Origin of the sequence: Rhodocaloribacter litoris (assembly GCF_011682235.2) — a bacterium.
Lineage (GTDB): Bacteria > Bacteroidota > Rhodothermia > Rhodothermales > ISCAR-4553 > Rhodocaloribacter > Rhodocaloribacter litoris.
This window is the reverse complement of the sequence record NZ_CP076718.1, coordinates 3,117,608-3,140,281: the sequence shown is the minus strand read 5'-3', so window position 1 is coordinate 3,140,281 and position 22,674 is coordinate 3,117,608. Positions and strand designations below refer to the sequence as shown.

Sequence of the window (22,674 nt, the reverse complement as noted above, 5' to 3'; positions counted from 1 at the left end):
AGGGGAGGTGCCGGGGGGAAGGCGAATCCCGGTCTTTCAGGGGCACCGTATGTGATCTGCCCGTTTCAGGAGTGGGCCAGGGCGAGCCGCCGGATGTTCGCCTGCATGCGCTCCAGGAAAGCCTCCGGCCGGATCGGCTTGACGATGTAATCCGCGATGTCGAGGCCCATGGCCTCTCGGACGTCTCCCAGGGTGCCTTTGGCCGTCAAGATGACGACCGGTATGTCGCGCAGCGTCTCGTCCTGCCGCATGCGGCGCAGCGTCTCCAGGCCGTCCATGACCGGCATCATCACGTCCATCAACACCAGATCCGGACGGCTCCGCGCCATGCTTTCAAGCGCCGCCGCCCCGTTTTCGGCCTCTTCGACCATGTACCCGGCCTCCTGCAGCACGTGCCCGAAGAGCTTGCGGATAATGGCCGAGTCTTCCACCAGCAGGATCGTGATCGCATGCGGGGGGGGTTCTTCCCGGGCGGTACCGGCCAGCAATGCTTCGATGCGCTGCAAGAGCTGGCCCGGATCGACGGGCTTGGTCAGGAAATCGTCGGCCCCCAGCCGGAGGGCCTCTTTCACATCTTCGACGGTGCTGTGGGCCGTCATCACGATCACCGGCACGGCCTGCAATGCCTCGTCTTCCCGCATGTGGCGCAGCACGTCCAGGCCGCTCAGCCCCGGCATCATAACGTCGAGCACCACCAGATCCGGCGGCTGCTTTCGGGCCTTCGCCAGGGCGATATGCCCGTTTTCCGCCTCATCGACCACGAGCCCGGCTCCTTCCAGCACGACCGCCACGTGACGCCGAAAGAGGGATGCATCCTCTGCCAGCAAAACACGAAACGGCCGGGCAAAGTCCGGTTTTTTTTCGGCCGGGGCGGACGGCATCTCCGGCGGGGGGGCGTCCTGCACGGCCCCGGCCCGTTCGGCCAGCGCCTCGATGAGGGTTGCGAAGCGCGTCTGTTCCTCCGGCGTCGGTGCCCGGCCGGAGGTGACGAGGTCGTGCAGGTATGCGTCGAAATCGCGTGTCAGTTCGCTGATCTCGTGCAACCCGTAGGTGCCGCTGGTACCGTGCAGCCGGTGCACGAGATGGTGCAACCGGCCCAGGGTGTCCGCCGTCGCCACCCCGGAACAGAGCGCCTCCCAGTCCGCCGCGATCTGCTCCACCTGGCCGGGCAGCCGGTCCAGGAACTGCCGGTGCAATGCGGCGAGTATTTTCTGTTTCTTATGCGATGTCTCCATGGCACCGCTCCCATATCCGAATCAAACCCGGCACCAGCGACAGCGGATCGAAGGGTTTGGCGATCACCCCGGCGACCCCCAGGCCCTCGTACCAGTTCACTTCGTGCGGCTGCGCCCGGGCGGTCAGGAAGACGACCGGAACGGCCTCCAGACCGGCCAGCTCGCGCAGGGCCGCCAGCGTCGCCGGGCCATCCATCTGTGGCATCATGACGTCCAGCAGGATCAGATCCGGCCGGAAGCGCGGTCCCTTGCGCAGGGCCTCCAGCCCGTTGCTGCATGCTTCCACACAGAACCCTCCGAAAACTTCCAGGACGAGGCGCACCAGGTCCTGGATGTCCGGATCATCCTCGACCATCAGAATACGTTTCAGGGTGGTATGCATCCCCTTGTCTCCAACACAGGCTTTTTCCCCGGTCGGATCGCCCCCTCCCTTCCGGCCTCCGCATGGCGATCTACTACCTGCTCCACGAAACGCCTGTGCACGGACGCTACTTACGTTCAGAAGCATGCACGGTGCATTCGCAGAGACGGTATACCTTATCCCGTATCGACCTTCTTTGCGACTTTTCAAGTGCGATGCCCAACACAGGCCGGCGCCGGAGCCTGCCGGCAAGGCAAACGTAGAAAAAACCGTTTTCGTCGCCGAACCGCCCTGCCATGCCCTCGACCCGTGAAGCCGATCCGCCGCCCGCGGAGATCCTGCCGCCGAACCTGACCGCCGAGATCGAACGCCTGTTCACCCTCCAGGGCCGGCAGGCGGAGCCGCTTCGACGGACGACGGCCGCGCAGCGCATCCGCAAGCTCCGGCGGCTCCGCGCGGCCCTCATGGCCCACCGCCCCGCCCTGCACGCCGCCCTCCACGCCGACTTCCGCAAGCCGCCCGAGGAGGTGGACCTGACCGAGATCGGCCCGGTGCTCATCGAGCTCAGGCACGCCATCGCCCACCTGCCCGCGTGGATGCGGCCGAAGAAGGTGCGCACCCCGTTCTACCTGATCGGCACGTCGGCCGAGGTGCGTTACGAACCAAAGGGACGCGGGCTGATCCTCGCTCCGTGGAACTATCCGGTCAACCTGACGCTCGGGCCGCTCGTGGGGGCCGTGGCCGCCGGCTGCCCGGTGATCCTCAAACCCTCCGAGCATTGCCCGCACACCGGCCGCCTGCTCAAGGAGCTGCTGGCGACGGTCTTTCCCGAAAGCGAGGTGGCCGTGATCGAAGGGGACCGGCGCGTGGCGCAGGCGCTGCTCCGCCGGCCGTTCGACCACATCTACTTCACGGGCGGCACTGCCGTGGGCCGGCTCGTCATGCAGGCGGCGGCCGAGCACCTGGCCTCCGTCACGCTCGAGCTGGGCGGCAAGTCGCCGGTCATCGTCGACGAGACGGCCGACGTCGAGGACGCCGCCGAAAAGATCGCCTTCGGCAAGTTTTCGAACGCGGGCCAGACGTGCATCGCCCCGGACCACGTGTTCGTTCACGAAAGCCGGCACGACGCCTTCGTGCAGGCCCTCACGGCGCAGATCCGGGCGTTCTACGGTGCGGACGCCGGCGCCCGTGCCGCCTCGCCCGGCTATGCCCGCATCGTCAACGACCACCACTTCGCGCGGCTGCGGGCCTGCTACGACGAAGCGCTCGCGGCGGGCGCCACCCCCTTCCCCGGAGCCGCGCACCGCGCCGGCGATCGCTTCATCGACCCGGTGGTGCTGACCGGTGTCCCACCGGACGTGCGCCTGATGCGGGAGGAGATCTTCGGCCCGCTGCTGCCCGTGATCCCGTTCCGGCACCTGGACGAGGCCGTCCGGCGCATCAACGAGGGCGGCCGGCCGCTGACGCTGTACGTCTTCAGCCGGAAACGGGACAACGTCGCCTACGTCCTGGACCGGACGACGGCCGGCAGCACCTGCGTCAACGACACCCTGCTTCCCTTCATCCATCCGGAGCTGCCCTTCGGCGGCGCCGGGCCGAGCGGCATCGGACGGGCACACGGGTACCGGACGTTCCTGGCCTTCTCGAACGAGCGGGCCGTACTCCGGCAGCGGCTCCGGCGCACCCCGCTGAAACGGTTCTACCCGCCCTACACCCGGACCACGCGCCGCCTGATCGCGGCGCTGCTGAAACTGCTCGGTGCCTGAACCCTGACCGCCCCTTCCCCGTGGCTGCTTTCGACGACCAGCGTGTCCTGATTACCGGCGCCGCCGGCGGCCTCGGCCGCCGGCTGGCCCTGCACTTCGCCCGCGAGGGCGCCCGCCTCATCGCCTGGGACGTGGACCACATCGGCCTCCAGGCCCTCCAGGACGAACTCTCGGCATTCCCGGCCCCCCATACCGTCCACGCGGTGGACCTGACCGACCGCGCGGCGGTCTACGCAACGGCCCGCGCCGTCCTCGACGCCCACGGGCGGATCGACGTGCTCGTCCACAACGCCGGGGTCGTCTCCGGGCAACCCCTGCTCGAAACCCCCGACGAGGCCATCGAACGCACCTTCGCCGTGAACACGCTGGCGCTCTACTGGACGACGAAAGCCTTCCTTCCGGCCATGATCGAACACGGGCGGGGGCATGTGGTCACCATCGCCTCGGCCGGCGGGCTCGTCGGCACGGCCCGCATGACCGACTATTGCGCCTCGAAGTTCGCCGCCGTCGGGTTCGACGAGGCCCTCCGCCTCGAAGCCCGGCGCCTCGGCTACCCGATCACCACCACGGTCGTCTGCCCCTTCTACATCGACACAGGGATGTTTGCCGGTGTGCGGACGCGCTTCCCCCGCCTGCTTCCGATCCTCCACCCCGAATACGTGGCCCGGCAGGTGGTCCGGGCCGTGCGGAAGCGGCGGCGGCGCCTCATCCTGCCCCGGTTCGTGTATGCCGTCTTCCCGCTGCGCCTGCTCCCGCCCGCCCCGTTCGACGCCCTGCTCGACGTCTTCGGCATCAGCCGGTCGATGGACACGTTCAGGCCGGGTGACGGGGCCCGGGGACACCGTTAGCCCCCGCCGGCGCCGGCCTCAATACGCCCCGGCACCCCGGAGGACCACCCGCAGCGTGCGCACCAGGATGACGACATCCAGCCAGATGGACCAGTTCCGCACGTAGAAGGCATCCCAGCGGATCATCCCCTCGTTGCCGATGTCGCTCCGGCCCGAGACCTGCCAGAGCCCCGTCATGCCCGGCCGCACACCGGTACGCAGTTGCCGGATGCGTACCGGCAGCTCCGCGTGGTGATAGGCGGGCAGCGGGCGCGGCCCCACGAGCGACATCTCGCCCCGAAGCACGTTGAACAGCTGCGGCAGCTCGTCCAGCGAGTACCGGCGCAGCCACCGGCCGACCCGGGTGAGGCGGGGATCCTGCCGGAGCTTGAACGTCGTTTCCCACTCCCGGCGCAGCGCGGGATCACGCGCCAGGTGCTCCTCCAGCACCCTTTCGGCATCCGGCACCATCGTGCGAAACTTACACACCCGGAACCGGCGCCCGCGCCGCCCGACCCGTTCCTGGTAGAAGAAGGGGGCGTGCCGGTCCTCGAGCCAGATGGCCGCCGCGACGAGCAGGCAGAGGGGAGCCCACAGGGGCAGCGTGAGCACCACCACCACCAGTTCCAGCGCCCGCTTCGCCGCCTGCACCAGCGGGTCGGCGAGGGTCTGCGTGATCTCCAGCCCCAGCACGCCGCCCAGGCTGCGGGACTGGACCCAGAGCGACGGGATCTCGAAGAGGTCCGGGATGATGATCACCTGCCGGTGGTGCTGCAACGGGCCGTCGATCAGCTCGGCCAGCCGCTGCCGGGGCAGGCCCGGCAGCGCCACGACGGCCACGGGCGCCACGCCGCCTCCCCCGCCGATCCCCCCCAGGACGGGCAGCCCCTCCACGCGCTCCCCCCACGTCTCGGGGTCGTCGTCGTAGACCGCCACCGGCAGGTACCCCAGCCCGGCCTCTTCCCGCAGGGCCCGGATGACCCGCCGGCCGGTCTGCCCGGCCCCGTAGATCACCGTCGGCACCCCCCAGCTGTCGTGCCGGATAAGCCACTGTTTGATCAGGCTGCGGGTGAACGGCACCAGCACGAGGCTGTTCACGAACGCGATCGACAACGTCAGGCGGCTGGCCGAGCCGGACTGCTTCAGGAGAAACAGGGTCACGAGGGCCCCCCCGAAGACCAGGCCCAGCACGATGACGATGCGGCGCAACCCCTCGACGGCCCCGAGACCCCAGCCGGGCAGCAGCCGGGCCACGCCGGCCCCGACCCACCAGGCCAGCGGAAGCAGCGCGAACCACTCCTGCAACATGTGCCCCTCCCGGAACAGGAAACGCACGGCCCCGGCCAGCAGGATGGCGACCGTCAGGGCCAGCCCGTCCCCCGCACCCAGCATGAGGGTGTTGATCAGCCAGCTTCGGTGATAGAGAAAACGGCGCCGGCGTCTCCTCCCTGCTACGTGCCCATGCAGTACGTCCGGGCCGACAGCGAGCGGTTCCGAGATTCCCATGTCGTCGAGATGGGATATGACAGCGGTCAACCGGCTTCGAGCACACATTGTGCCAGCCGCGCATGCCGCCATCCGTTCTTCAAGCCTTCACGATAAAAGGGTCAGGGTTGAGAGCGGCGGAAGCCCACGGACTTCAGGGCTATGTTGGCCGTGTAACGCGGCCCCATGAGATAGCCCATGTGGGAGAAAGCCGCGTTCGGGCACGAGCAAATCCAGCCCAGCCAGGAACTTCCGCAGGCGACACATAATAACTTGTGAGGCCCCGGTACCATTATGCCCACCGTACGTTACCGATACCGTTTCTATCCCAACGCCAAGCAGCGACAGATGCTCGCCCGGCAGTTCGGGTGCGTTCGGTACGTCTACAACTGGGCGCTGGCACTCAAGCGGGATGCTTTCCGCGAGCGAGGCGAGAAGATCGGCTACGCCGAGACGGATCGCCGTCTGACCGAACTCAAACGCGATCCCAATCATGCGTGGCTTCGCGACGTCTCCAGCGTTCCGCTTCAGCAGGCCCTTCGACATCTCGACAAAGCGTACACCGCCTTCTTCCGGAGCACCGCCCGGTTTCCTCGCTTCAAGGCGAAGAAGCACCGGCAGAGCGCCACGTACACCCGGCGCGGCTTTTCGCTCAGAGACAGCGGTGTGCGGGGGCAGCCTGTCGTGAAGCTCGCCAGGATGAGCACCCCGCTCAAGATTCGGTGGAGCCGCCCGCTGCCGTCCGCTCCGTCTTCGCTGACGGTGGTTCAGGAGCCGGACGGGACGTACTACATCAGCTTCGTCGTTGAGGTGGAGCACAAGCCTCTCCCGAGAACCAGGAGAGAGGTGGGCATCGATCTCGGCGTGAAGGATGTGGTGGTAACCTCCGACGGCTGGCGTAGCGGTAATCCAAAGCATCTCAAACGCGCTCTGGATCGTCTTGCCCGCGAGCAGCGAAAGCTCGCCCGCAAGCAGAAGGGGTCCGCCAACTGGCACAAGCAACGCCGGAAGGTGGCGAAGCTGCACGCGAAGGTGCGGAACCAACGCACCGACTTCTTGCACCAGCTTTCGACGCGGCTCGTGCGGCGGTACGACGTGATCTACGCCGAATCGCTCTGCGTCAGGGGCATGGTCAAGAACCACAGCCTTGCCCGGGCCATCAGCGATGCCGGTTGGAGCGCGTTCGTCGGGATGCTCTCGTACAAGGCGACGTTGTACTGCAAACGCTTTGTGCAGATCGACCGCTGGTATCCGAGCAGCAAGACGTGTTCGCGCTGCAACTATACAATGGAAACCCTTCCTCTCGATGTGCGGGCATGGGTATGCCCTCGCTGCGGGGAGGAACATGACCGCGATATAAACGCGGCACAGAATATTCTGGCGGTAGGACATACCGTGTCAGCTTGTGGAGACGGTGTAAGACCGGCGCTAGCTCTGGTTAGCGAAGGCAACTGTCGATGAAGCAAGAATCCCACGTGCCCAGAGCCGTGGGAGTGTCAAGAATCAAGACACCTCAAACCCGATGCGCATTGCTTTGCCGGCAAACTTAGGGAACGACCTCCAGAAAATCCGTGGGGGATCCCGGTGCAGCAGAAATAACGCAGGTCCGTGACATTTGACGCCGGATCCGGCTTCAGGCGATGTGCCATCGCCTTTCGCGACGGCTCCGCACCACGGAGGCCGGGCAGCGCGGCGTTCTCCTGCCGGTGAAATTGCCCTGGTATTAGGAGTTACACAGTTGGCGATAGAACCCTATGGGTTCACCCCCATCTCCCTCCGGGAGACTTCCCCCTGCAGGGCCGCCGGGCGCGGCCGGGGGAAGGGCTCGTAGGGCGTTTTTTCGGCCTTTAAAGGCCCTCCCCTTCGCAAGGGGAGGTGTCGCGAAGCGACGGAGGGGTAGAAACCGCGTACGTCCTCGGGTACAGGACCACGGCGGCAGTTTTTTCACCGCCCTGCAGAAAAACCTTCCCCGCTCAGACCGAGGCCGCCTCGTGCCGGCGCACCTGCTCGGCGATCCATTCATACGTGCGCCGCAGCCCTTCCTTGAGCGGCATGGACGGTTCCCATCCCAGCTTTTCGCGGATGAGGCGGTTGTCCGAATTGCGCCCGCGCACGCCCTGCGGCTTCGTCAGGTCGTGGCGCCTGCGGAGCGTCTTCCCGGCGATCTCGCAGACATAATCGACGAGCTGGTTGATCGAGACCATCTCCTCCGACCCCACGTTGACCGGCCCCGGGAAGTCGGATTCCATCAGGCGGCGGACGGCCTCGATGCACTCGTCGATGTAGAGGAAGGAGCGGGTCTGCTTGCCGTCGCCCCAGATCTCGATCTCGCCGCCGTCCTCGGCCATGGCGACCTTGCGGCAGATGGCGGCCGGCGCCTTCTCACGCCCGCCGGTCCACGTGCCCTGGGGGCCGAAGATGTTGTGGAAGCGGGCGATGCGCACGTTCATCCCGTAGTTGCGGGCGTAGGCCAGGTAGAGCCGCTCGCTGAAGAGCTTTTCCCAGCCGTACTCGCTGTCGGGCGCGGCCGGGTAGGCCGAGTCCTCCGAGCACTTCGGGTTGTCCGGGTCGAGCTGGTTGTACTCGGGGTACATGCAGGCCGAGGACGAGTAGAAGACCTTGCCGACGCCGTGCTTGCGGGCTTCCTCGACCATGTTCAGGTTGATCAGGGCCGAGTTGTGCATGACGGCGGCGTCGTGGTCGCCGGTGAAGATGTAGCCGGCCCCGCCCATGTCGGCGGCGAGCTGGTAGACCTCGTCGATCTGGCGGTCGAAGAGAGCGGCGCAGACGCGCGGGTCGCGCAGGTCGCCCAGGACGAAGTCGTCCGCGTTCATGTTGCCGAACTCGTTCTCTTTCAGGTCGACGCCGCGCACCCAGTAGCCTTCTTCCTTGAGCCGGTTGACCAGGTGGCCGCCGATGAAGCCGCCGGCCCCGCATACGATCGCCGTTTTCCGTGCCATGATCTCTCCTTCTTTCAGCTTGATGAACGGTTCACCCTCCACCGGTCGGGGTGGAAAATACGTTCCTTCAGGTTGAGGTAGATGAAGGCCGGGACAATTCCGGCGTACCGGCGCCAGAGCCGCCGCGGCTCCATGAGGACCCGAAAAAACCATTCCATCCCGGCCCGTTGCACCCAGGCCGGCGCCTGCGGCACCGCGCCGATATGAAAATCGAACGCCGCGCCCACGGTGGCGATGAACCGCGCCCGGGTATGTCGTGCCAGCGCGGCGGCAAAGCGTTCCTGCTTCGGGGTGCTGATGCCGATCCAGACGACGTGCGCGCCGGTGGCGTCGATCTCGGCCCCGAGGGCGGCGAACTCGTCGTCCGTGAGCGGGCGAAACGGCGGGCAGTGCGTCCCCACCACGTTCCGGTTGCCGAACTTCTCCGCCACGGCTTCCCGGAGCCGATCCGCCACCCCCTCTTTCCCCCCGCAGAAAAAGTGTCGAACGGGCAGCGCGGCCGTGGCCTCCATCACGGCCGCGAAGAAGTCCGGGCCGTAGCAGCGTTGCATGGCCCGGGCCCCCTTCCACCGGCCGACCCACACGGCAGGCATGCCGTCGGGCAGGTTCAGGTAGAAACGGCGGAGCAGAGCGTGGAAGTCCGGGTTTGCGTGGGCGAACACCAGCCCGTGTGCCCCGGTGGCGCTGATGCACCGGGGCGACGCCCCTTCCGCCTCCAGGCACCCCTGCACGACGAGCGCAACCGCCGCCGGGATGTCCCGCGCGAAAAGGGGCAGGCCGAGGACTTCCACCTTTATCATACGAGCGTAAGGTTTCGAGACGCATCTCTGAACACGTCAACCCGAAGCCCCTTTCACGACGATGAGCGACTTTGTCATCCCTGCAAACCGTTCACGGAGGATCGTGGCATCTGGGAACAGATTCCGCAGTTCCTGTTCATTCAGGAGCTGAATCTCTTCCACCCGCCGCGCACACGCTTCCCGAGAAGGGCGGGTGATCCACCCCCAGAGCGTAAAATTCCGTATCATCCGCTTCCGCAAGGGCACCGGAAACCAGTGTATGAACGGGGTGAGGTAATGCGGCTCCATCGGAAAACGACTGTTCGGCGTTTGCACGTAGTACTTGGGCGCAAGCCGCTGGACTTCCCGGGCCATCCGCTGCTGGGCCTCACGGGTGAAGAGATGTTCGATTACCGAATTTGAATAGACAACGTCAAAAGAGTTATCAGAAAATGGCAACTCGCATGCATCCGCGACGATCCAGCTTACGTTGTCCGGAAGATGTGCCGGCGGAGGAGATAAATTGACGATGGTAAGTTGCGGTGGAACGTCGATCAACGACCAGTTGTAAAGCGTACCTCCGATGTCGAGAATGCGCGTTTGGGCAGTAATCCCGAACGCCCGAACAAAATCGCCCATTCTCTTGCGGCGAAAACGCTTTCCTACAGCTCTGTAAATGGCATGTATGTTCATATTTACCTGTCGATAGGGTTAACTTTGAAAGGAAAGCCTGTCATGAAGGTCTGATTAAGATAATGACCTTCATGACGTTTCTGCCTTCTGCGCAATCGCCTGCTCGTAGATCGCCATCAGCATCTCGTAATTGCGCTCCGCGGTGTACTTCGCCTCGTACTCGGCACGGGCCGCCCGGCGCATACGAGCCAGTTCGTCCGAATGGGCCAGAAGCCACTCCACCTTGGCCGCCAAGTCCTCGGGATCGCCGGGGCGGAAATGAAGGCCGGTGCGGCGATCGCAAACGATCTCCGCCAGGCTCCCGATCTTACTCGCCAGAATGGGTGTTCCGCAGGCAAACGCTTCGACAACTGTCATCGGAAAGTTTTCATAACAGATCGAAGGCAGCACCAGAAACATCGCCTGCTGCATCAAGTGATAGACCCGCTCGCGTGGTTGGCTCCCCTCCCACACGATCCGATCAGGAAACGATGCGGCGGCTGCTTGCACCTCGCCTGCCAACGGTCCATCCCCGACGATCCGAAGAAGGGGATGGTTCAGGGACGACCAGGCGTTCAACAGAGGTCGCACGCCCTTTTCCTCCGATAACCGTCCTACGAACAAGGCATATGTCCCCCTGCCCTCACAGTAACCCGGGTCGTGTGCCAGAAAGTTAGGCTTGATGGAAATCTTCTCCGCAGGCAAGCCACCCTCGATGAACTTATTCCTTGCAAACTCGGAGAGCGCGATATACCGATCGACAGCCTTTGCATACGTACCCATAGCCCGATGAGTCGCGAGCATGACCGCGACGGTAGCTGTTACCGGCCGGCTGTCGCGATAGCAGGCATATCGTATGCCCGGCCAGGGAAAGAACCGGCCCAGACAGGCTTCACAGGGTCGGGCATCACGAAGAAAAAGGGCGTTCGGGCAAAGCAATCGATAATTGTGAAGCGTCTGCACAACGGGTACACCTTCCGCTCGACAGGCATAATAGGCTGACGGAGAAATAAGTGGGAAGGTGTTGTGGAAATGAGCGACGTCGGGGCGTTCACGCCTGATCAACTGGTGCACCTCACGATAACCCCGTGACATCCATAGCGTGCCTGGCACCAAAGCTGTCCGTTCCCAGATAGTTAAAGCCTCGATTTCGTCGTTGTGACGTTCGTACGATAATACGATATTACCATATTTTAACAATACATTTTTCTCCACATTAAACACCACATCTTCACCACCCAAACCACCACTATAATAATTATGCACAATTAATATTTTCATCTCAAATACACCTGGTTTGAACCTCAACTCTGAACAGCCTCTACAACTGCTAGAAAACGGCTGGCAACGAGCTCCGGAGACCACTCTAACGCTGCCTTACGTGCAGTTTCGCCCATTTCTTTACGCTCCTCTGCTGACATGGCAAAAAGCTGATGCAGGGCCTTATATACCGTCTCAGGCTGATCGGGGTAAAAGGTCCATCCGTGAACGCCGTCTACCACCAGTTCCTCAACAGCTTGGCTATACCGACTTCCAATGATTGGTAACCCGGCTGCCATCGCCTCGTTGACAACCAGCCCCCAAGTATCGGCCAATGTAGGAAAAACGAATGCGTCGGCCGCCGCATAGTAGTCTGGCAATTGCTCGTACGCCACGTCACCTACTAGATTCAATTTAAAAGCCAGTCGATGTTTCATGCGCGCGATTTCTTCCTGCATAGGTCCATTTCCAACGAGCGTTAACCTGACATCACGTTTGGATTCGCGCACACAGGCATCCAGATGTTCACAAAATATAACAAGACCTTTTCTTTGAGATAAACTCCCCACATAGATCAATTCTAGCTGCCCATTTTCCTTACAGATGACTGGGCTTTCTGCAAAAAGAGACAAATCAGTTGTATAAGGAATTTTATAGATGTATTCGGGAGAGAATCCAAGTTTCTGAATGTACCTCTCGCCGCTCGTACCGTTAGTGATGATCGCATCGGCATGACGAAGAATCCAGCGTCGGAGAAGCCCTCTCCACCCCTCTCTTCCCTGCTCAGTCCGTTCCGAAAGGTCCGCATAGACGACCAGGCGGGTACCAGGATGAAGCTTACGGTAGAGTACAGCTTGACTCGTTCGAGCACCCAATTCGGCGGAGATTATAACGTCAGGATTGAAAGCCGCCAGTTGAGAAAGCGTATCATAGGGTATATGCAGATAGGTAGTCTCTTCAAAATTTGCAGGGTGTCGCCACGTGCGGGCAACCGTAACACACCGCTGATATCGAACATCCAAACTACCGACGTTTATGTGCTCCCAATTTCTATTCTCCTCCATACTGACGGAAGCGATAACGCAAAACGCCTCCAGGCGTTCATGAAGAGCCTGTAACACCGGCAACCGGTATGGAGGGATAAAGTTCGTAAGAAAAGCCACACGACACATACTTCATGCAGGAAAAGTTTTTTGTTTTCTTCTTACCCTATTCATCTTACCCAATGACAGACCACACATTATTCCAACAGGCACAATCGCAAACAAGTAAACCAATGAATTATCCGTTATCATCACAATAGCTTGACCGACCAATGCCAACGTTGAAGCCAGGTGAATAGTGCCAGAATATGCTTGTATGTACTCTTGCTGATAAGCTTTCCACGACCTCCATGCCAAAGAAAAATATGAAATTAAAAACAACAATAAACCAATTACACCATAATCATGAAAAAGACGAAGATATTCATTATGAGGATGCTCCAGTTTCCCATTGAACACACTCGATATTTCCTCTTGCACAGCCCCTGCTCCCTTACCAAACCACCAATGCCCTTGTGCGGACCGTAGCGTGATTTCCCAGAGCATATTTCGACCTGACATATTTACTGCCACTTTACCGACTGCAAGCACTTCTACGCTCCTAAGATCTCCCTGAGTGAAACGTTCCTTAAGCGGCTCAAAATGCCGGAACAGCATTACCGTGCTTGCAACAGCGAGGCTTGCTATCACCATAAACTGTATTATCCCTTTACCTGTAGGTCGAAAGTACGCCAGTAAAACCATGATGAGTGCTGCACCCATCACAGCCCGGGAGAGACTTACAATGATTGCACCCAAAATAAACCCCATCTGCCAGTAGCTAACACGTCGGCCACCTCTGACCTGTGCAAGTTGCCAGGCCAACCCCGTCAAGGCAAACATGGCGAAGGACCGAGAATGTAGCAACTCCTTTGCGCCAACTCCTTCCTTCCACAACCCAATGCCGTAGATGGCCAGGGCAATCCAGATGCCCCACTCGAGACCTCCAACCACCCAGCGTACTCGTTCGGGCGCCCGGCGAGCAAGGTGCGCTGCCTGCATTATGCTACCGAGAAATGCTGTCATCAGAATGAGATTCTGCAAACCCGCCAATGTAACCTTGTACCAAACAAGGCTGCACCATGCCCATGCCATAAAAAGCAACAATGGCAAAAGCCGCAGGAGCAATGTTCTGCTGACAGGACGCAAAAGAAATAACCATTCACCCCACAAAAATACAACATAAATAATCGTAATAGCAGCCCAAACAGACACAGGCCCCAGCTTGAGCTCGCTAAAAATTGGCCCGAACGCACTTAGCAACAAAATTCCCGCGAGGACAATAGCCACTCCACGATTTTTGAACAAACCTACTGAATGGGTTATATGATAAGCTGTTGTCCACATTTTATCTTTGCCTCACAACTAATTCATTTAATAAAAAACCTAATCTTATATTTCACATACCTCAATCCATGCCATACATAAAATCGGAGACGATTCAAATGTCCATGCTCCCACATAGTAAAAGAATCCGGTTCTCGTCCCAGTGCGATGCAGCGACTTCTATAGTATGCATACTCCTGGTATTTCATCAGACGAAACCAGAACGAGGCAGTCATTTCAGAGGGCAATGCCCGATAATGGATCATGCATTCGTCCAGACAGGCTAGTGTATACCGCTGGTTGATCCGCAGGAATAATTCCAAATCCTGCGCACGCAGGCATTCTTCACAATACCCACCGATTTCATCAAACACGGATCGGCGAATCATGCTGGCAGGATGCGGCACGCCCATTACTCCTCGTCCAAAATATGCTCTAATCTCTTCCAGGTCAGTTGGATACCTGTATAACAGACGGGGAGTATAAGAGTCGCCAAACACCATCAACTGCCCCGATACGACGGCTATCTCCGGATGTTCTTCCAGAAAACGCACCTCCGTTTCGAACCTTTCTGGTAAACTGATATCGTCGGCATCTGTCACAGCAACATATTTCCCCTTTGCTAGAGACAGGGCCTTATTTCTCGCTGCCCCGCGCCCCTTGTTTTCTTGATAGACATACTTTATGCGAGCATCATCAAAGCTGAGAACGATTCGCTCTGTATTGTCTGTAGAGCCGTCATTGACGATGATAAGCTCCCAATTCTGAAGCGTCTGACTCAAAATACTCCGTATAGCATCACCGATATGTGCCTGTTCATTGTACGCAGGCATGATTGCACTCACAAGCGGTTGCAGGTCCGTATGGTGCTTCATTGTACTCACAGGTCTAGCTCAAAGGTAAGCCGTGTTTCATATTCAACACGTCCACTGTCACGCACAACACATGCCTTCGGTATGCCATAGTAACCCTGCAGAACCCCCGAAGCATTGAAATATGGTCTATCCTCACAATAAAGGGACACTGATGAACGCACGCGATGCCGACCAACCCTTATCAAACAGGGGGTAACCTGAGTTACATTTTCTGAGGCTAATAACAGGCGAGGACTATGCAGAGTCCAGAAACGCATCTTACCAAACAGAGCGATACGATCAATCACGCTTATCCGCCTCGTTTCAAAAGAGAAAGTCCGATGGAAGCTCACGCCCGCTTGCTTGCCAACCAGAGTAAAAGGGGAGGTCCAGTGGAATGAGGCGCCTTTAACGAGACTGATTTTCCTTCCCGCTTCATCGATTAACACGGGAAGCGGTATTCCTTCGGGCGAATACAGAGAAGGAGCGTCTTGCTCACCACCATAGCACGGCAAAGGATACTCTCCGCTTACCCATAAGTATGGCAGTGGCTGCCAGGAAGCCCAGGCTCGAGCTGGTGCCTGCAGTACTGCCACATACTTTGGCTTGGTTATCACCCTAAATCCCCCACATACAATTAACTCAGAGCGGGTGGAGCTATCTTCAACATTTGACTGCTTAGTCCTTGCATACTGGCCCAAGATGTCAGCCGCCTTTCTCAATAACGCGCCTGTAAATGGCAGGTAATCATAATAATTATTATAAGAATACCATCCAACATATATTGGATCAAGAAGATCTGGCAATATTGGATTTTCCATCTCACAGGATCCAAGTACGAGAGGCAAAGATCCATCTGAACGCCGAAAATTTGCAAGACGAGCCAAAACATCCCTAGCCTTTTGAACATATACATGATCATTAAATATATAAGCCCCCACCGAGAATGCCAGAATAGCCGACGCATATCCAAAGCTTTGATACTGACCTCGCCCTATATAATTTACTTCTCCACCTGGTAAACACAATATATTTAATACTTCTAATGCTCGTCTAAAACGACGCCTAATAAAAGCATCTTTCACTTTTCCATCTACAATCTGAAGACCAAGCAGAGCCGTGGAAAAAGCATGATATTGCAGACTTGGTTTGCCCTTCTCATCTTCTATAAATCCACATCTTTTTTGATAATAAATAAGACAAAAAATACACTCAAAGAATGATATAAACTTTTGAAATTTAGACAACGTCAATGTCCTAACTGTACTGCGCAATAAAGTCCAGTTCGCAACCCGAGTATAAGCAAACCGCTCATCTCCAAGCAGATCGCGAACTCGTGACTTCTCGCCAATAAGCGACACATTCCTAAATGCGTAGCTTAGCGCAAAGCGAACAAATTCCCAGTGGTACTTAGTTGCTTCATCCTGAAGGCGTTGCGGTTCAAGCAGATTGGCAGCTGCATCTATCTCCTTGCGATACTGCGCCGGCCAGTAACTCCACAACCAAATTGCAAATGCGAGGCCATAGAACTCCCTCCCCGGAAAACCTTTCCGTGCAGGATCAAATACTTTGGCAAGGTAAGTTGCCACACCGGCAGATGTTTCGTGTAGCAACTCAACCACCGTACATGTCGGGACGGTATCTCCTTCAGTCTTGGCTGACATAAACCCTGCACTCCATCACCAGTTCGTCTCCCTGTTCCAGACAAACCAGCGACTGTCCTTGTAGATTCGGCCTTCCTCCCGTCCGTTCCGCCCGATACCAGAGGTTTTTCTTAATGATCGGCACCTTCAGTAGCGGTCGGGCCACCCTGTCAGGAACATTTAATATACGTCCCAAACGTGTATCCCAGCGAATCCAGTAGGCATCATGCATGCTAGGCATCAGCCGGGCATGAACGATCCATGCATCCCCCGGTTCGTCTCGCACATACATCTCCTGATTGAACTTACCAGCTCCGTACCAGTCGCTCACCTTTACCTTCAGCGATAGCCTCTCTCCGTGCAATGTAGCAATCCGAACAGGATACTGATACCACCGATTAGTTCCTCGATGAGCAAAATGTCTGCCAGCAATCTGAGCGGTCTGAAAAAGGGATTTACAGAAACGGAACCGACACACAAAATCCTGGAACCAGGTCCTACTTAAGCAAACAAGCCGTTGATGCCGGACCAACACATCGCCTTCAGGATAAACCTCGGTATGAAGCACCCAATGGCCTTCTGCCATTCGAACTTCTAACTCATGACGATAAATTCCAGACGATGTATGATCTATACGCCTCTTAGCAACCCAGCCATGTCCTCCATCCAGCGAAAAAAAAGAGCCGCGATCGGCCGTTTCTACCCCCCATCGTGTCCCCACGAGATGATTCCGGTACTTTATTGACCGGATTAACCCTTGTTCCCATTCAAGGTGCCACATTATTCATCGTTCGTTTTGCATAAAGAACAGACATTAACGTTACAGTAAAAACGCTAACAACATATCCCCACACCGCGCCACGCAGTCCCATCCAATACAGCAAAGCTATTCCTATAACGAGGGTCACGATGACACCTGCAATGCGCGTCCTAAAGATTAGTCGTGTCTGCTCCATAGCCGTCAGGGATATACTCGTTCCCTGTTTCAAAGATTCTAAAATGGCGGCAGCACCCAAAAAAACCAAGATCCAATCATAATTTTTATAAACATCATTAGAATATAAAATAGTAATCAAAAAATCTCCATAAAATAAAACAAATAAAATATATATAATTGTCATAAAAACAAACATGGAAATTATCCTCTTTATCCATTTCGTCAGTGCTATTATACCATCTTGATGCCAGATACCAGCTGCAATAGGAAGAAATAATAAGGAAAACGCTGAAACCACCTGATTCAATGGGAAAATGATATTCCGTAGTGCCTTAAAAATACCGGCCTCTTCCAGTCCAGCCCAGTATCCGATAAGCGGAAGATAGATTGAATCGCTAGCCCAATACAAAATGGAAGAGGCAAGCAACCATTTCCCGAATCGCCAGTGTCTCCACAGAATGAGTCCATCCCATCTAGTTAATCGTAAGCGGGATCGAATACCAACGACAGGTGCAACAACAAGTATCCCAGCTATCGAGGCCACTCCGAGCGTTAGAAATGCAAAAAAACCACTGATAAGATCGAACCTCACCATAATCAAAGCTCCCATACCTAAAGCCACTGCATGGACAAGACTTCCTCTTACTGCCCAATCAGGTCGAGTCAAGGTATAACATGCCCTTCTTACGAATCCAAAAATCATCATTAAAGGTGCAACCAAACAGGCACCAGCTATTGTATTTAAACTCAAATTACTTTTACTAAAAAAAATTACACCCCCAATTGCCAGAAAAGGAATAACAAGGAAAGCAACCTGCACTGTCATTAGTGATTCCAAGTACTGTTGATAGCGTGCATGATACTTCCCCGCTCCAAAAACGGCCATCGGTTCTAAAATAAGAGCAGCATGCAGACCATAGGCAAATAAATAAATAGAGTAGACAATTGAAAAGGCACCGTATTCTCCCACCCCTTCTGCGGAAGCAGCAAACCAGCGAGCCAACAGGATATTGTAGGCAAGGTTCGCACCTGACAACAAGCCCTGATCAAGAGCACTCGCAGTCAGGTCAGGCATCCATTTTTTTACTTTCTTCCACAAGATGTACACCGCAGCGGAGTTGACTTCACACCCTCCAAAGAAAGCATTTCCAGGCACAGTAGCCGAAACATGATAGTAGCCGCATCCTTCAGGGGTTCGCCCCACCGGCCGCCGGAGGGCCCGGGCTGAAGCCCGCGGCTACGTGGTTGGTATGGATCGCTACCCATCTTACCAATGACCGCTAGGCCAACCAAATAAGGACCTCCGCTATGTAAAGACACGTTGTACACCTCACCTACCCAGCAAGACACAGGAAACGCAACACGTGCGACGAACACACCCAGATTCGCTTGGGATGGTGCATCACGCTCCACCAATGGGACCACTGCCAGCGGCAGTTCGTGCAGCGTAGCGCCTGCCGTGCCACCCTGACCTGTTGCCTCAATCGCGTCACGGCACGCTCCCCCCACAATCGGTTTACGGAACGCCGACGAGATGGCGGCAAGATCCACCACATACGGCACGGTGCCCTCTTCGAACGCCTCGTTGCGGACGAGTCGAACAGGTACACCCGCGCCGACTCGCCTTCGAGCCCGCGCAGAACGATCCACCGGACCTCCTCCTTCGCCGTGCCCCGTGTCCGTTTCTACCTGCCGGTTCACTTCGATACACGGTCGGTTGGAAGGACAGCCCCACCAACTTCGCCGTCTCCCACCGCTTACCTCTGTCGGAAACGACCGGGGGAGACGCACCCGGCGTCAGGGTTATGCCTCCCCGTCCTTCAGGTAGCCGGCTTCGATCAGGTAGTGCAGCACCTGGTCGGCGCAGGCTTCGGCGTCGTTGTTCACCGTGTCCAGCACGATCTCGGCGTCGGTGGGGGCCTCGTAGGGATCGTCGATGCCGGTGAAGCCCTTGATGATGCCGGCCCGGGCCTTGGCGTAGAGGCCCTTCACGTCCCGCTTCTCGCACTCCTCCAGCGGCGTGTCCACGAACACCTCGATGTAACCGCCGTACTGCTCGATCAGGTTCCGGTTGGCGCGGCGGTCGGCTTCGTACGGTGCGATCGGCGCGCAGAGGGCGATGCCCCGGTGCTTGGTGATCTCGCTGGCCACGAAGCCGATGCGCTGCACGTTCGTCGACCGGTCCTCCTTCGAGAAGCCGAGGCCCTTCGAGAGGTGGGTACGGACCACGTCGCCGTCGAGCAGGGTCACCGGGCGGCCGCCGCGCTCGAGCAGCTTCACCATCAGGGCGTTGGCGATGGTCGACTTGCCCGAACCCGAGAGCCCCGTGAAGAAGACCGTGAAGCCCTGCCGGTGCTTGGGCGGGTGCGTCTTGCGCAGCTCGGCCACCACCTCGGGGTAGGAGAACCAGGCGGGGATCTCGTCGCCGTCGGCGAGCATCCGGCGGAGTTGCGTGCCCGAGATCATCTCGAACGCAAGCCCCTGCGCCTTGGCCTCGTCGATGGGCATGTAGGTGTCCTTCGAGGGGACGTAGACCATCAGCTTGAAGTCCACCACGCCGATACCCAGCTCCTCGCTGTGCTTCAGGATCAGCTCCTGCGCGTCGTAGGGGCCGTAGAAGGGGGTGCCGTCGCGGTCCTTGCCGGGGCCGGCGTGGTCGCGCCCGACGATCAGGTGGGTGCAGCCGTAGTTCTTCCGGATGATGGCGTGCCAGACGGCCTCGCGCGGCCCGCCCATGCGCATGGCCAGCGGCAGGAGGCTGATCGTGGCGCGGCCCTCGGGGTAGTACTTGAGCAGTTCCCTGTAGCAGCGCACCCGCGTGTAGTAGTCGATGTCGCCGGGCTTGGTCATGCCCACCACGGGATGGATGAGCAGGTGCCCGCCGATCTCCTCGGCGGCGCGGTCGGTCAGCTCCTTGTGCGCCCGGTGCATCGGGTTGCGCGTCTGGAAGGCGACGACCCTGTCCCAGCCCTTTTCCTCGAAGAGGGCCCGCATCTGGCGGGGCGTGCGGCGCAGGTCGTGGAAGTCGTAGTGGCGGGGCAGCTGGATCCCCTCGAGCGTGCCGCCGACGTAGTAGTCGCCGGCCTCGTCGAAGAGGTAGGCGACGGCGGGGTGGCCGGTGCTCGTGGTGCCGAAGACCTTTTCGGCCTCACGCTGCTTGTCGGGCCGCCAGACGTCGCCGACGGTGAGGACGGCCAGGAGCAGGCCGGTCTGGTCGCGCAGGGCCACCCGGTCGCCTTCGCCGAGTTTTTTCGCGGTCTCCTCGGGGACGTCGAGCGTGACGGGGATGGGCCAGAGGGTGCCGTCGGCCAGGCGCATGTTCTCGACGACGCCGTCGTAGTCGGCCCGGTTCAGGAAGCCCCGCAGCGGGGAGAAGCCGCCGTTGAGCAGCAGCTCGATGTCGCAGATCTGGCGGGGCGTGAGGGTGATCGAGGGATAATGCAGTGCGGCTTCGCGGGCGGCGTCGAGGGCTTCGCCGGTCAGGAGCAGTTCGCAGAGTTCGCCGCCGTGCGGCTCGATGAGGGAAACGGTTTTCATGCTATGGTTTGCTGGTTACGGGTTGCTGATAAGGTGCGCGCCGGGACCTGCCGCCACACCGCGCAGCGAAGTTACGATCCGGGACGGAAGGCCGGGGTGCAGGCACCGGCGGAAGCCATTAAGTTTCCAAGAATTAAAACCATATTCGATGTACGACGAAGACGGTGATGGCCATGACGAGGAGCGTCGCGGGCAGGCCGACGCGGAGGTAGTCGCGGTAGCGATAGCCGCCGGCGGCCATGACCATGAGGTTGGTCTGGTAGCCGATGGGGGTCATGAAGCTGCCGGCGGCGCTGACGGCGATGACGACGGCGAGGCCGGTGGGGTCGCCGCCCACCTCGGCGCCGGCGGCCAGGGCCACCGGCAGCATGAGCACGGCGGCGGCCTTGTGGGTGATCAGCTCGGTGAGGATGTTGGTCGTCACGTAGAGGGCCACGAGCACGCCCACGGGCCCCAGGCCGGCGGTGGCCTGCACCAGGGTATGCCCCATGGCCCCGGCCAGGCCGGTGAGTTCCACCGCCTTGCCCAGCCCGAGCGCCGCGGCGATGACGATCAGCACGGAGACGTCCACCGAACGGCGGGCCTCGGCCAGCGAGAGGCACCGCGTGACGATCATGGCCAGGGCGGCGGCAAAGGCGGCCGTCACCAGGGGCAGCCAGCCGGCCGCGCTGGCGGCCACCATGCCCAGCAGCAGCACCACGGCCACGGGCGCCTTGCCGGGCTGGGGCTTCTTGAGCTCCGGCCGGCGGGGCGCCACCAGGTAGAACTCGTCGCGGCGGGCGTTCCAGCGCTGGTCGAACCCCTGTTTCGCCTCGATGATGAGCAGGTCGCCCGCCTTCAGGGGGATGCGCCCGAGCGGGCCGGCCAGCTGCTCGTCCTTGCGCTGGATGGCCAGCACCACCCCGCCGTATTCCTCCCGGAAGTTGGCCTCCCGGAGCGTCCTGTCGACGAGCGAGGAAGTGGCGGCGACGACGGCTTCGTAGAGCGGCAGCGCCCGGTCCTCACGGGCCTCGATGGGCGAGACGACGCGCTCCAGGCCGGGCCGGTCGAGCAACCCGTCGAGGGCGGTGGCGTTGCCCACGAAGGTGAGCACGTCGCCGGCCTGCAGGATCTCGTCCGGGGTGGCCGGGATCAGGTGTTCCCCCCGGTGGATGTGGGCCAGGTAGGCCGCGCCGAGCGCCCGCAGCCCCGCCGCCTCCACCGTCTGGCCGATCATGTAGGAGCGCGGCGCCACGCGGAACTCGAACAGGCAGTCCTCCAGCCCGTTGCCGTAGGCCGGCCCCTCGGCCTTCCGCTCGGGCAAGAGCCGGTGACCGACCAGAAGGAAATAGACGAGCAGGGCGAAGACGACGGGCACCCCCACCCAGGTCAGGTCGAACATGCGCAGGCCCGGATACCCTTCGGCCTCCATCAGCCCCGAGACGACGATGTTGGTCGAGGTCCCGATGAGGGTCACCATCCCCCCGGCGATGGCGGCGAACGAGAGCGGGATGAGCAGCTTCGAGGGCGCCAGCCCCACCTCCCGGGCCCACTGCTTCACCCGGGGCGCAAACATGGCCACGATGGGCGTGTTGTTCAGAAAAGCCGAAAGGAAGGAGGTGGAGAGCATCAGCCGGACGAGCGCCCCGAGGAGCCGCCCCCGGGGCGAGAAGACGAGCCGGTCCATGAAACCGAGGGCATTCGCCTCCTGCACGCCGGCGGCCACCACGAACAGCGCCGCCACGGTCAGCACGGCCGGGTTCGCGAAGCCGGCAAAGGCCTGCTCGGGCGTGAGGATGCCCGCGAGCAACAACAGCCCCAGGCTGCCCAGCAGGACGATGTCCGGCCGCGCCACCTCGCGGACGAGCAGCCCCATCATGCCCACCAGCACGCCGACCGTGAACCAGGCCTCCCAGCCAAGGGCTTCCATTTCCTTACCGTTGCACGTTGCGCGTTGAACGTTAAACGTCG

Annotated in this window: 18 protein-coding genes; 3 read left to right on the top strand and 15 right to left on the bottom strand. The window is 59.8% G+C overall.

Translation table 11 applies throughout. The annotated features are described in order from the left end of the window. Positions 1-65: 65 nt before the first annotated feature. Positions 66-1,235, bottom strand: a complete 1,170-nt coding sequence (locus tag GQ464_RS13060; protein ID WP_166976242.1) for a response regulator — start codon at positions 1,233-1,235, stop codon at positions 66-68. Next, positions 1,219-1,617 carry a response regulator gene (locus GQ464_RS13055; protein WP_166976239.1) on the bottom strand — a complete coding sequence of 133 codons (399 nt, stop codon included), beginning with the start codon at positions 1,615-1,617 and terminating at the stop codon, positions 1,219-1,221. Before GQ464_RS13055 ends, GQ464_RS13060 begins: the two co-directional genes overlap by 17 nt. A 275-nt stretch (positions 1,618-1,892) precedes the next feature. Here GQ464_RS13055 and GQ464_RS13050 point away from each other — a divergent pair, with 275 nt between their 5' ends. After that, the gene (locus tag GQ464_RS13050) at positions 1,893-3,362 is read left to right on the top strand and encodes an aldehyde dehydrogenase family protein (RefSeq protein WP_166976236.1); all 1,470 of its coding nucleotides are present in this window, start codon (positions 1,893-1,895) and stop codon (positions 3,360-3,362) included. 20 nt (positions 3,363-3,382) lie between these two features. Then, positions 3,383-4,210, top strand: coding sequence for an SDR family oxidoreductase (locus GQ464_RS13045; RefSeq protein WP_166976233.1), 828 nt, complete (start codon positions 3,383-3,385; stop codon positions 4,208-4,210). An 18-nt stretch (positions 4,211-4,228) separates the two neighbouring features. On the opposite strand, the gene wbaP is transcribed toward GQ464_RS13045, so the two are convergent. Beyond that, on the bottom strand, positions 4,229-5,695 hold the full coding sequence (wbaP, locus tag GQ464_RS13040) for an undecaprenyl-phosphate galactose phosphotransferase WbaP (protein WP_166976230.1): 1,467 nt from the start codon (positions 5,693-5,695) through the stop codon (positions 4,229-4,231). A 273-nt stretch (positions 5,696-5,968) separates the two neighbouring features. Here wbaP and GQ464_RS13035 point away from each other — a divergent pair, with 273 nt between their 5' ends. Then, positions 5,969-7,135, top strand: coding sequence for an RNA-guided endonuclease InsQ/TnpB family protein (locus GQ464_RS13035; protein ID WP_166976227.1), 1,167 nt, complete (start codon positions 5,969-5,971; stop codon positions 7,133-7,135). Positions 7,136-7,647: 512 nt separating this feature from the next. Here the strand turns inward: GQ464_RS13035 and GQ464_RS13030 are convergent. From GQ464_RS13030 to GQ464_RS12975, 12 genes are all read right to left on the bottom strand, one after another. Next, a complete protein-coding gene (locus GQ464_RS13030; protein WP_166976224.1) occupies positions 7,648-8,634 on the bottom strand; it encodes an NAD-dependent epimerase/dehydratase family protein in 987 nt (328 codons plus the stop codon). 14 nt (positions 8,635-8,648) lie between these two features. After that, positions 8,649-9,434: a WecB/TagA/CpsF family glycosyltransferase gene (locus GQ464_RS13025; protein WP_166976221.1), complete on the bottom strand. Its 786-nt coding sequence runs from the start codon at positions 9,432-9,434 to the stop codon at positions 8,649-8,651. Between the two features lie 36 nt (positions 9,435-9,470). Next, positions 9,471-10,106, bottom strand: a complete 636-nt coding sequence (locus GQ464_RS13020) for a class I SAM-dependent methyltransferase (protein WP_228350282.1) — start codon at positions 10,104-10,106, stop codon at positions 9,471-9,473. Between the two features lie 69 nt (positions 10,107-10,175). Continuing rightward, complete coding sequence (locus GQ464_RS13015) at positions 10,176-11,366, bottom strand: glycosyltransferase (protein WP_166976215.1); 1,191 nt, start codon at positions 11,364-11,366, stop codon at positions 10,176-10,178. 23 nt (positions 11,367-11,389) lie between these two features. Beyond that, positions 11,390-12,409: a glycosyltransferase family 4 protein gene (locus tag GQ464_RS13010; protein WP_228350281.1), complete on the bottom strand. Its 1,020-nt coding sequence runs from the start codon at positions 12,407-12,409 to the stop codon at positions 11,390-11,392. A gap of 111 nt (positions 12,410-12,520) precedes the next feature. Further along, positions 12,521-13,774, bottom strand: a complete 1,254-nt coding sequence (locus GQ464_RS13005) for an O-antigen ligase family protein (protein WP_228350280.1) — start codon at positions 13,772-13,774, stop codon at positions 12,521-12,523. Between the two features lie 23 nt (positions 13,775-13,797). Further along, a complete protein-coding gene (locus GQ464_RS13000) occupies positions 13,798-14,628 on the bottom strand; it encodes a glycosyltransferase family 2 protein (RefSeq protein WP_166976205.1) in 831 nt (276 codons plus the stop codon). 5 nt (positions 14,629-14,633) lie between these two features. Next, entirely contained in the window at positions 14,634-16,196 is a 1,563-nt protein-coding gene (locus GQ464_RS12995; RefSeq protein WP_166976202.1) for a hypothetical protein, read from the bottom strand. A 58-nt stretch (positions 16,197-16,254) separates the two neighbouring features. Next, entirely contained in the window at positions 16,255-16,581 is a 327-nt protein-coding gene (locus GQ464_RS12990; RefSeq protein ID WP_228350279.1) for a hypothetical protein, read from the bottom strand. A 436-nt stretch (positions 16,582-17,017) separates the two neighbouring features. Continuing rightward, positions 17,018-18,262, bottom strand: coding sequence for a lipopolysaccharide biosynthesis protein (locus GQ464_RS12985; RefSeq protein ID WP_166976197.1), 1,245 nt, complete (start codon positions 18,260-18,262; stop codon positions 17,018-17,020). A 728-nt stretch (positions 18,263-18,990) separates the two neighbouring features. Further along, positions 18,991-20,724 carry a bifunctional sulfate adenylyltransferase/adenylylsulfate kinase gene (locus GQ464_RS12980; RefSeq protein WP_166976194.1) on the bottom strand — a complete coding sequence of 578 codons (1,734 nt, stop codon included), beginning with the start codon at positions 20,722-20,724 and terminating at the stop codon, positions 18,991-18,993. Positions 20,725-20,857: 133 nt separating this feature from the next. Further along, positions 20,858-22,633, bottom strand: a complete 1,776-nt coding sequence (locus GQ464_RS12975) for an SLC13 family permease (protein ID WP_166976191.1) — start codon at positions 22,631-22,633, stop codon at positions 20,858-20,860. Positions 22,634-22,674: the final 41 nt, after the last annotated feature.

Excerpts from the sequence above, each read along its gene's own strand:
- GQ464_RS13060 (WP_166976242.1), bottom strand. The coding sequence starts at position 1,235 with ATGGAGACATCGCATAAGAAACAGAAAATACTCGCCGCATTGCACCGG.
- GQ464_RS13055 (WP_166976239.1), bottom strand. The coding sequence starts at position 1,617 with ATGCATACCACCCTGAAACGTATTCTGATGGTCGAGGATGATCCGGAC.
- GQ464_RS13050 (WP_166976236.1), top strand. The coding sequence starts at position 1,893 with ATGCCCTCGACCCGTGAAGCCGATCCGCCGCCCGCGGAGATCCTGCCG.
- wbaP (WP_166976230.1), bottom strand. The coding sequence starts at position 5,695 with ATGGGAATCTCGGAACCGCTCGCTGTCGGCCCGGACGTACTGCATGGG.
- GQ464_RS13035 (WP_166976227.1), top strand. The coding sequence starts at position 5,969 with ATGCCCACCGTACGTTACCGATACCGTTTCTATCCCAACGCCAAGCAG.
- GQ464_RS13030 (WP_166976224.1), bottom strand. The coding sequence starts at position 8,634 with ATGGCACGGAAAACGGCGATCGTATGCGGGGCCGGCGGCTTCATCGGC.
- GQ464_RS13025 (WP_166976221.1), bottom strand. The coding sequence starts at position 9,434 with ATGATAAAGGTGGAAGTCCTCGGCCTGCCCCTTTTCGCGCGGGACATC.
- GQ464_RS13020 (WP_228350282.1), bottom strand. The coding sequence starts at position 10,106 with ATGAACATACATGCCATTTACAGAGCTGTAGGAAAGCGTTTTCGCCGC.
- GQ464_RS13015 (WP_166976215.1), bottom strand. The coding sequence starts at position 11,366 with ATGAAAATATTAATTGTGCATAATTATTATAGTGGTGGTTTGGGTGGT.
- GQ464_RS13010 (WP_228350281.1), bottom strand. The coding sequence starts at position 12,409 with ATGGAGGAGAATAGAAATTGGGAGCACATAAACGTCGGTAGTTTGGAT.
- GQ464_RS13005 (WP_228350280.1), bottom strand. The coding sequence starts at position 13,774 with ATGTGGACAACAGCTTATCATATAACCCATTCAGTAGGTTTGTTCAAA.
- GQ464_RS13000 (WP_166976205.1), bottom strand. The coding sequence starts at position 14,628 with ATGAAGCACCATACGGACCTGCAACCGCTTGTGAGTGCAATCATGCCT.
- GQ464_RS12985 (WP_166976197.1), bottom strand. The coding sequence starts at position 18,262 with ATGCCTGACCTGACTGCGAGTGCTCTTGATCAGGGCTTGTTGTCAGGT.
- GQ464_RS12980 (WP_166976194.1), bottom strand. The coding sequence starts at position 20,724 with ATGAAAACCGTTTCCCTCATCGAGCCGCACGGCGGCGAACTCTGCGAA.
- GQ464_RS12975 (WP_166976191.1), bottom strand. The coding sequence starts at position 22,633 with ATGGAAGCCCTTGGCTGGGAGGCCTGGTTCACGGTCGGCGTGCTGGTG.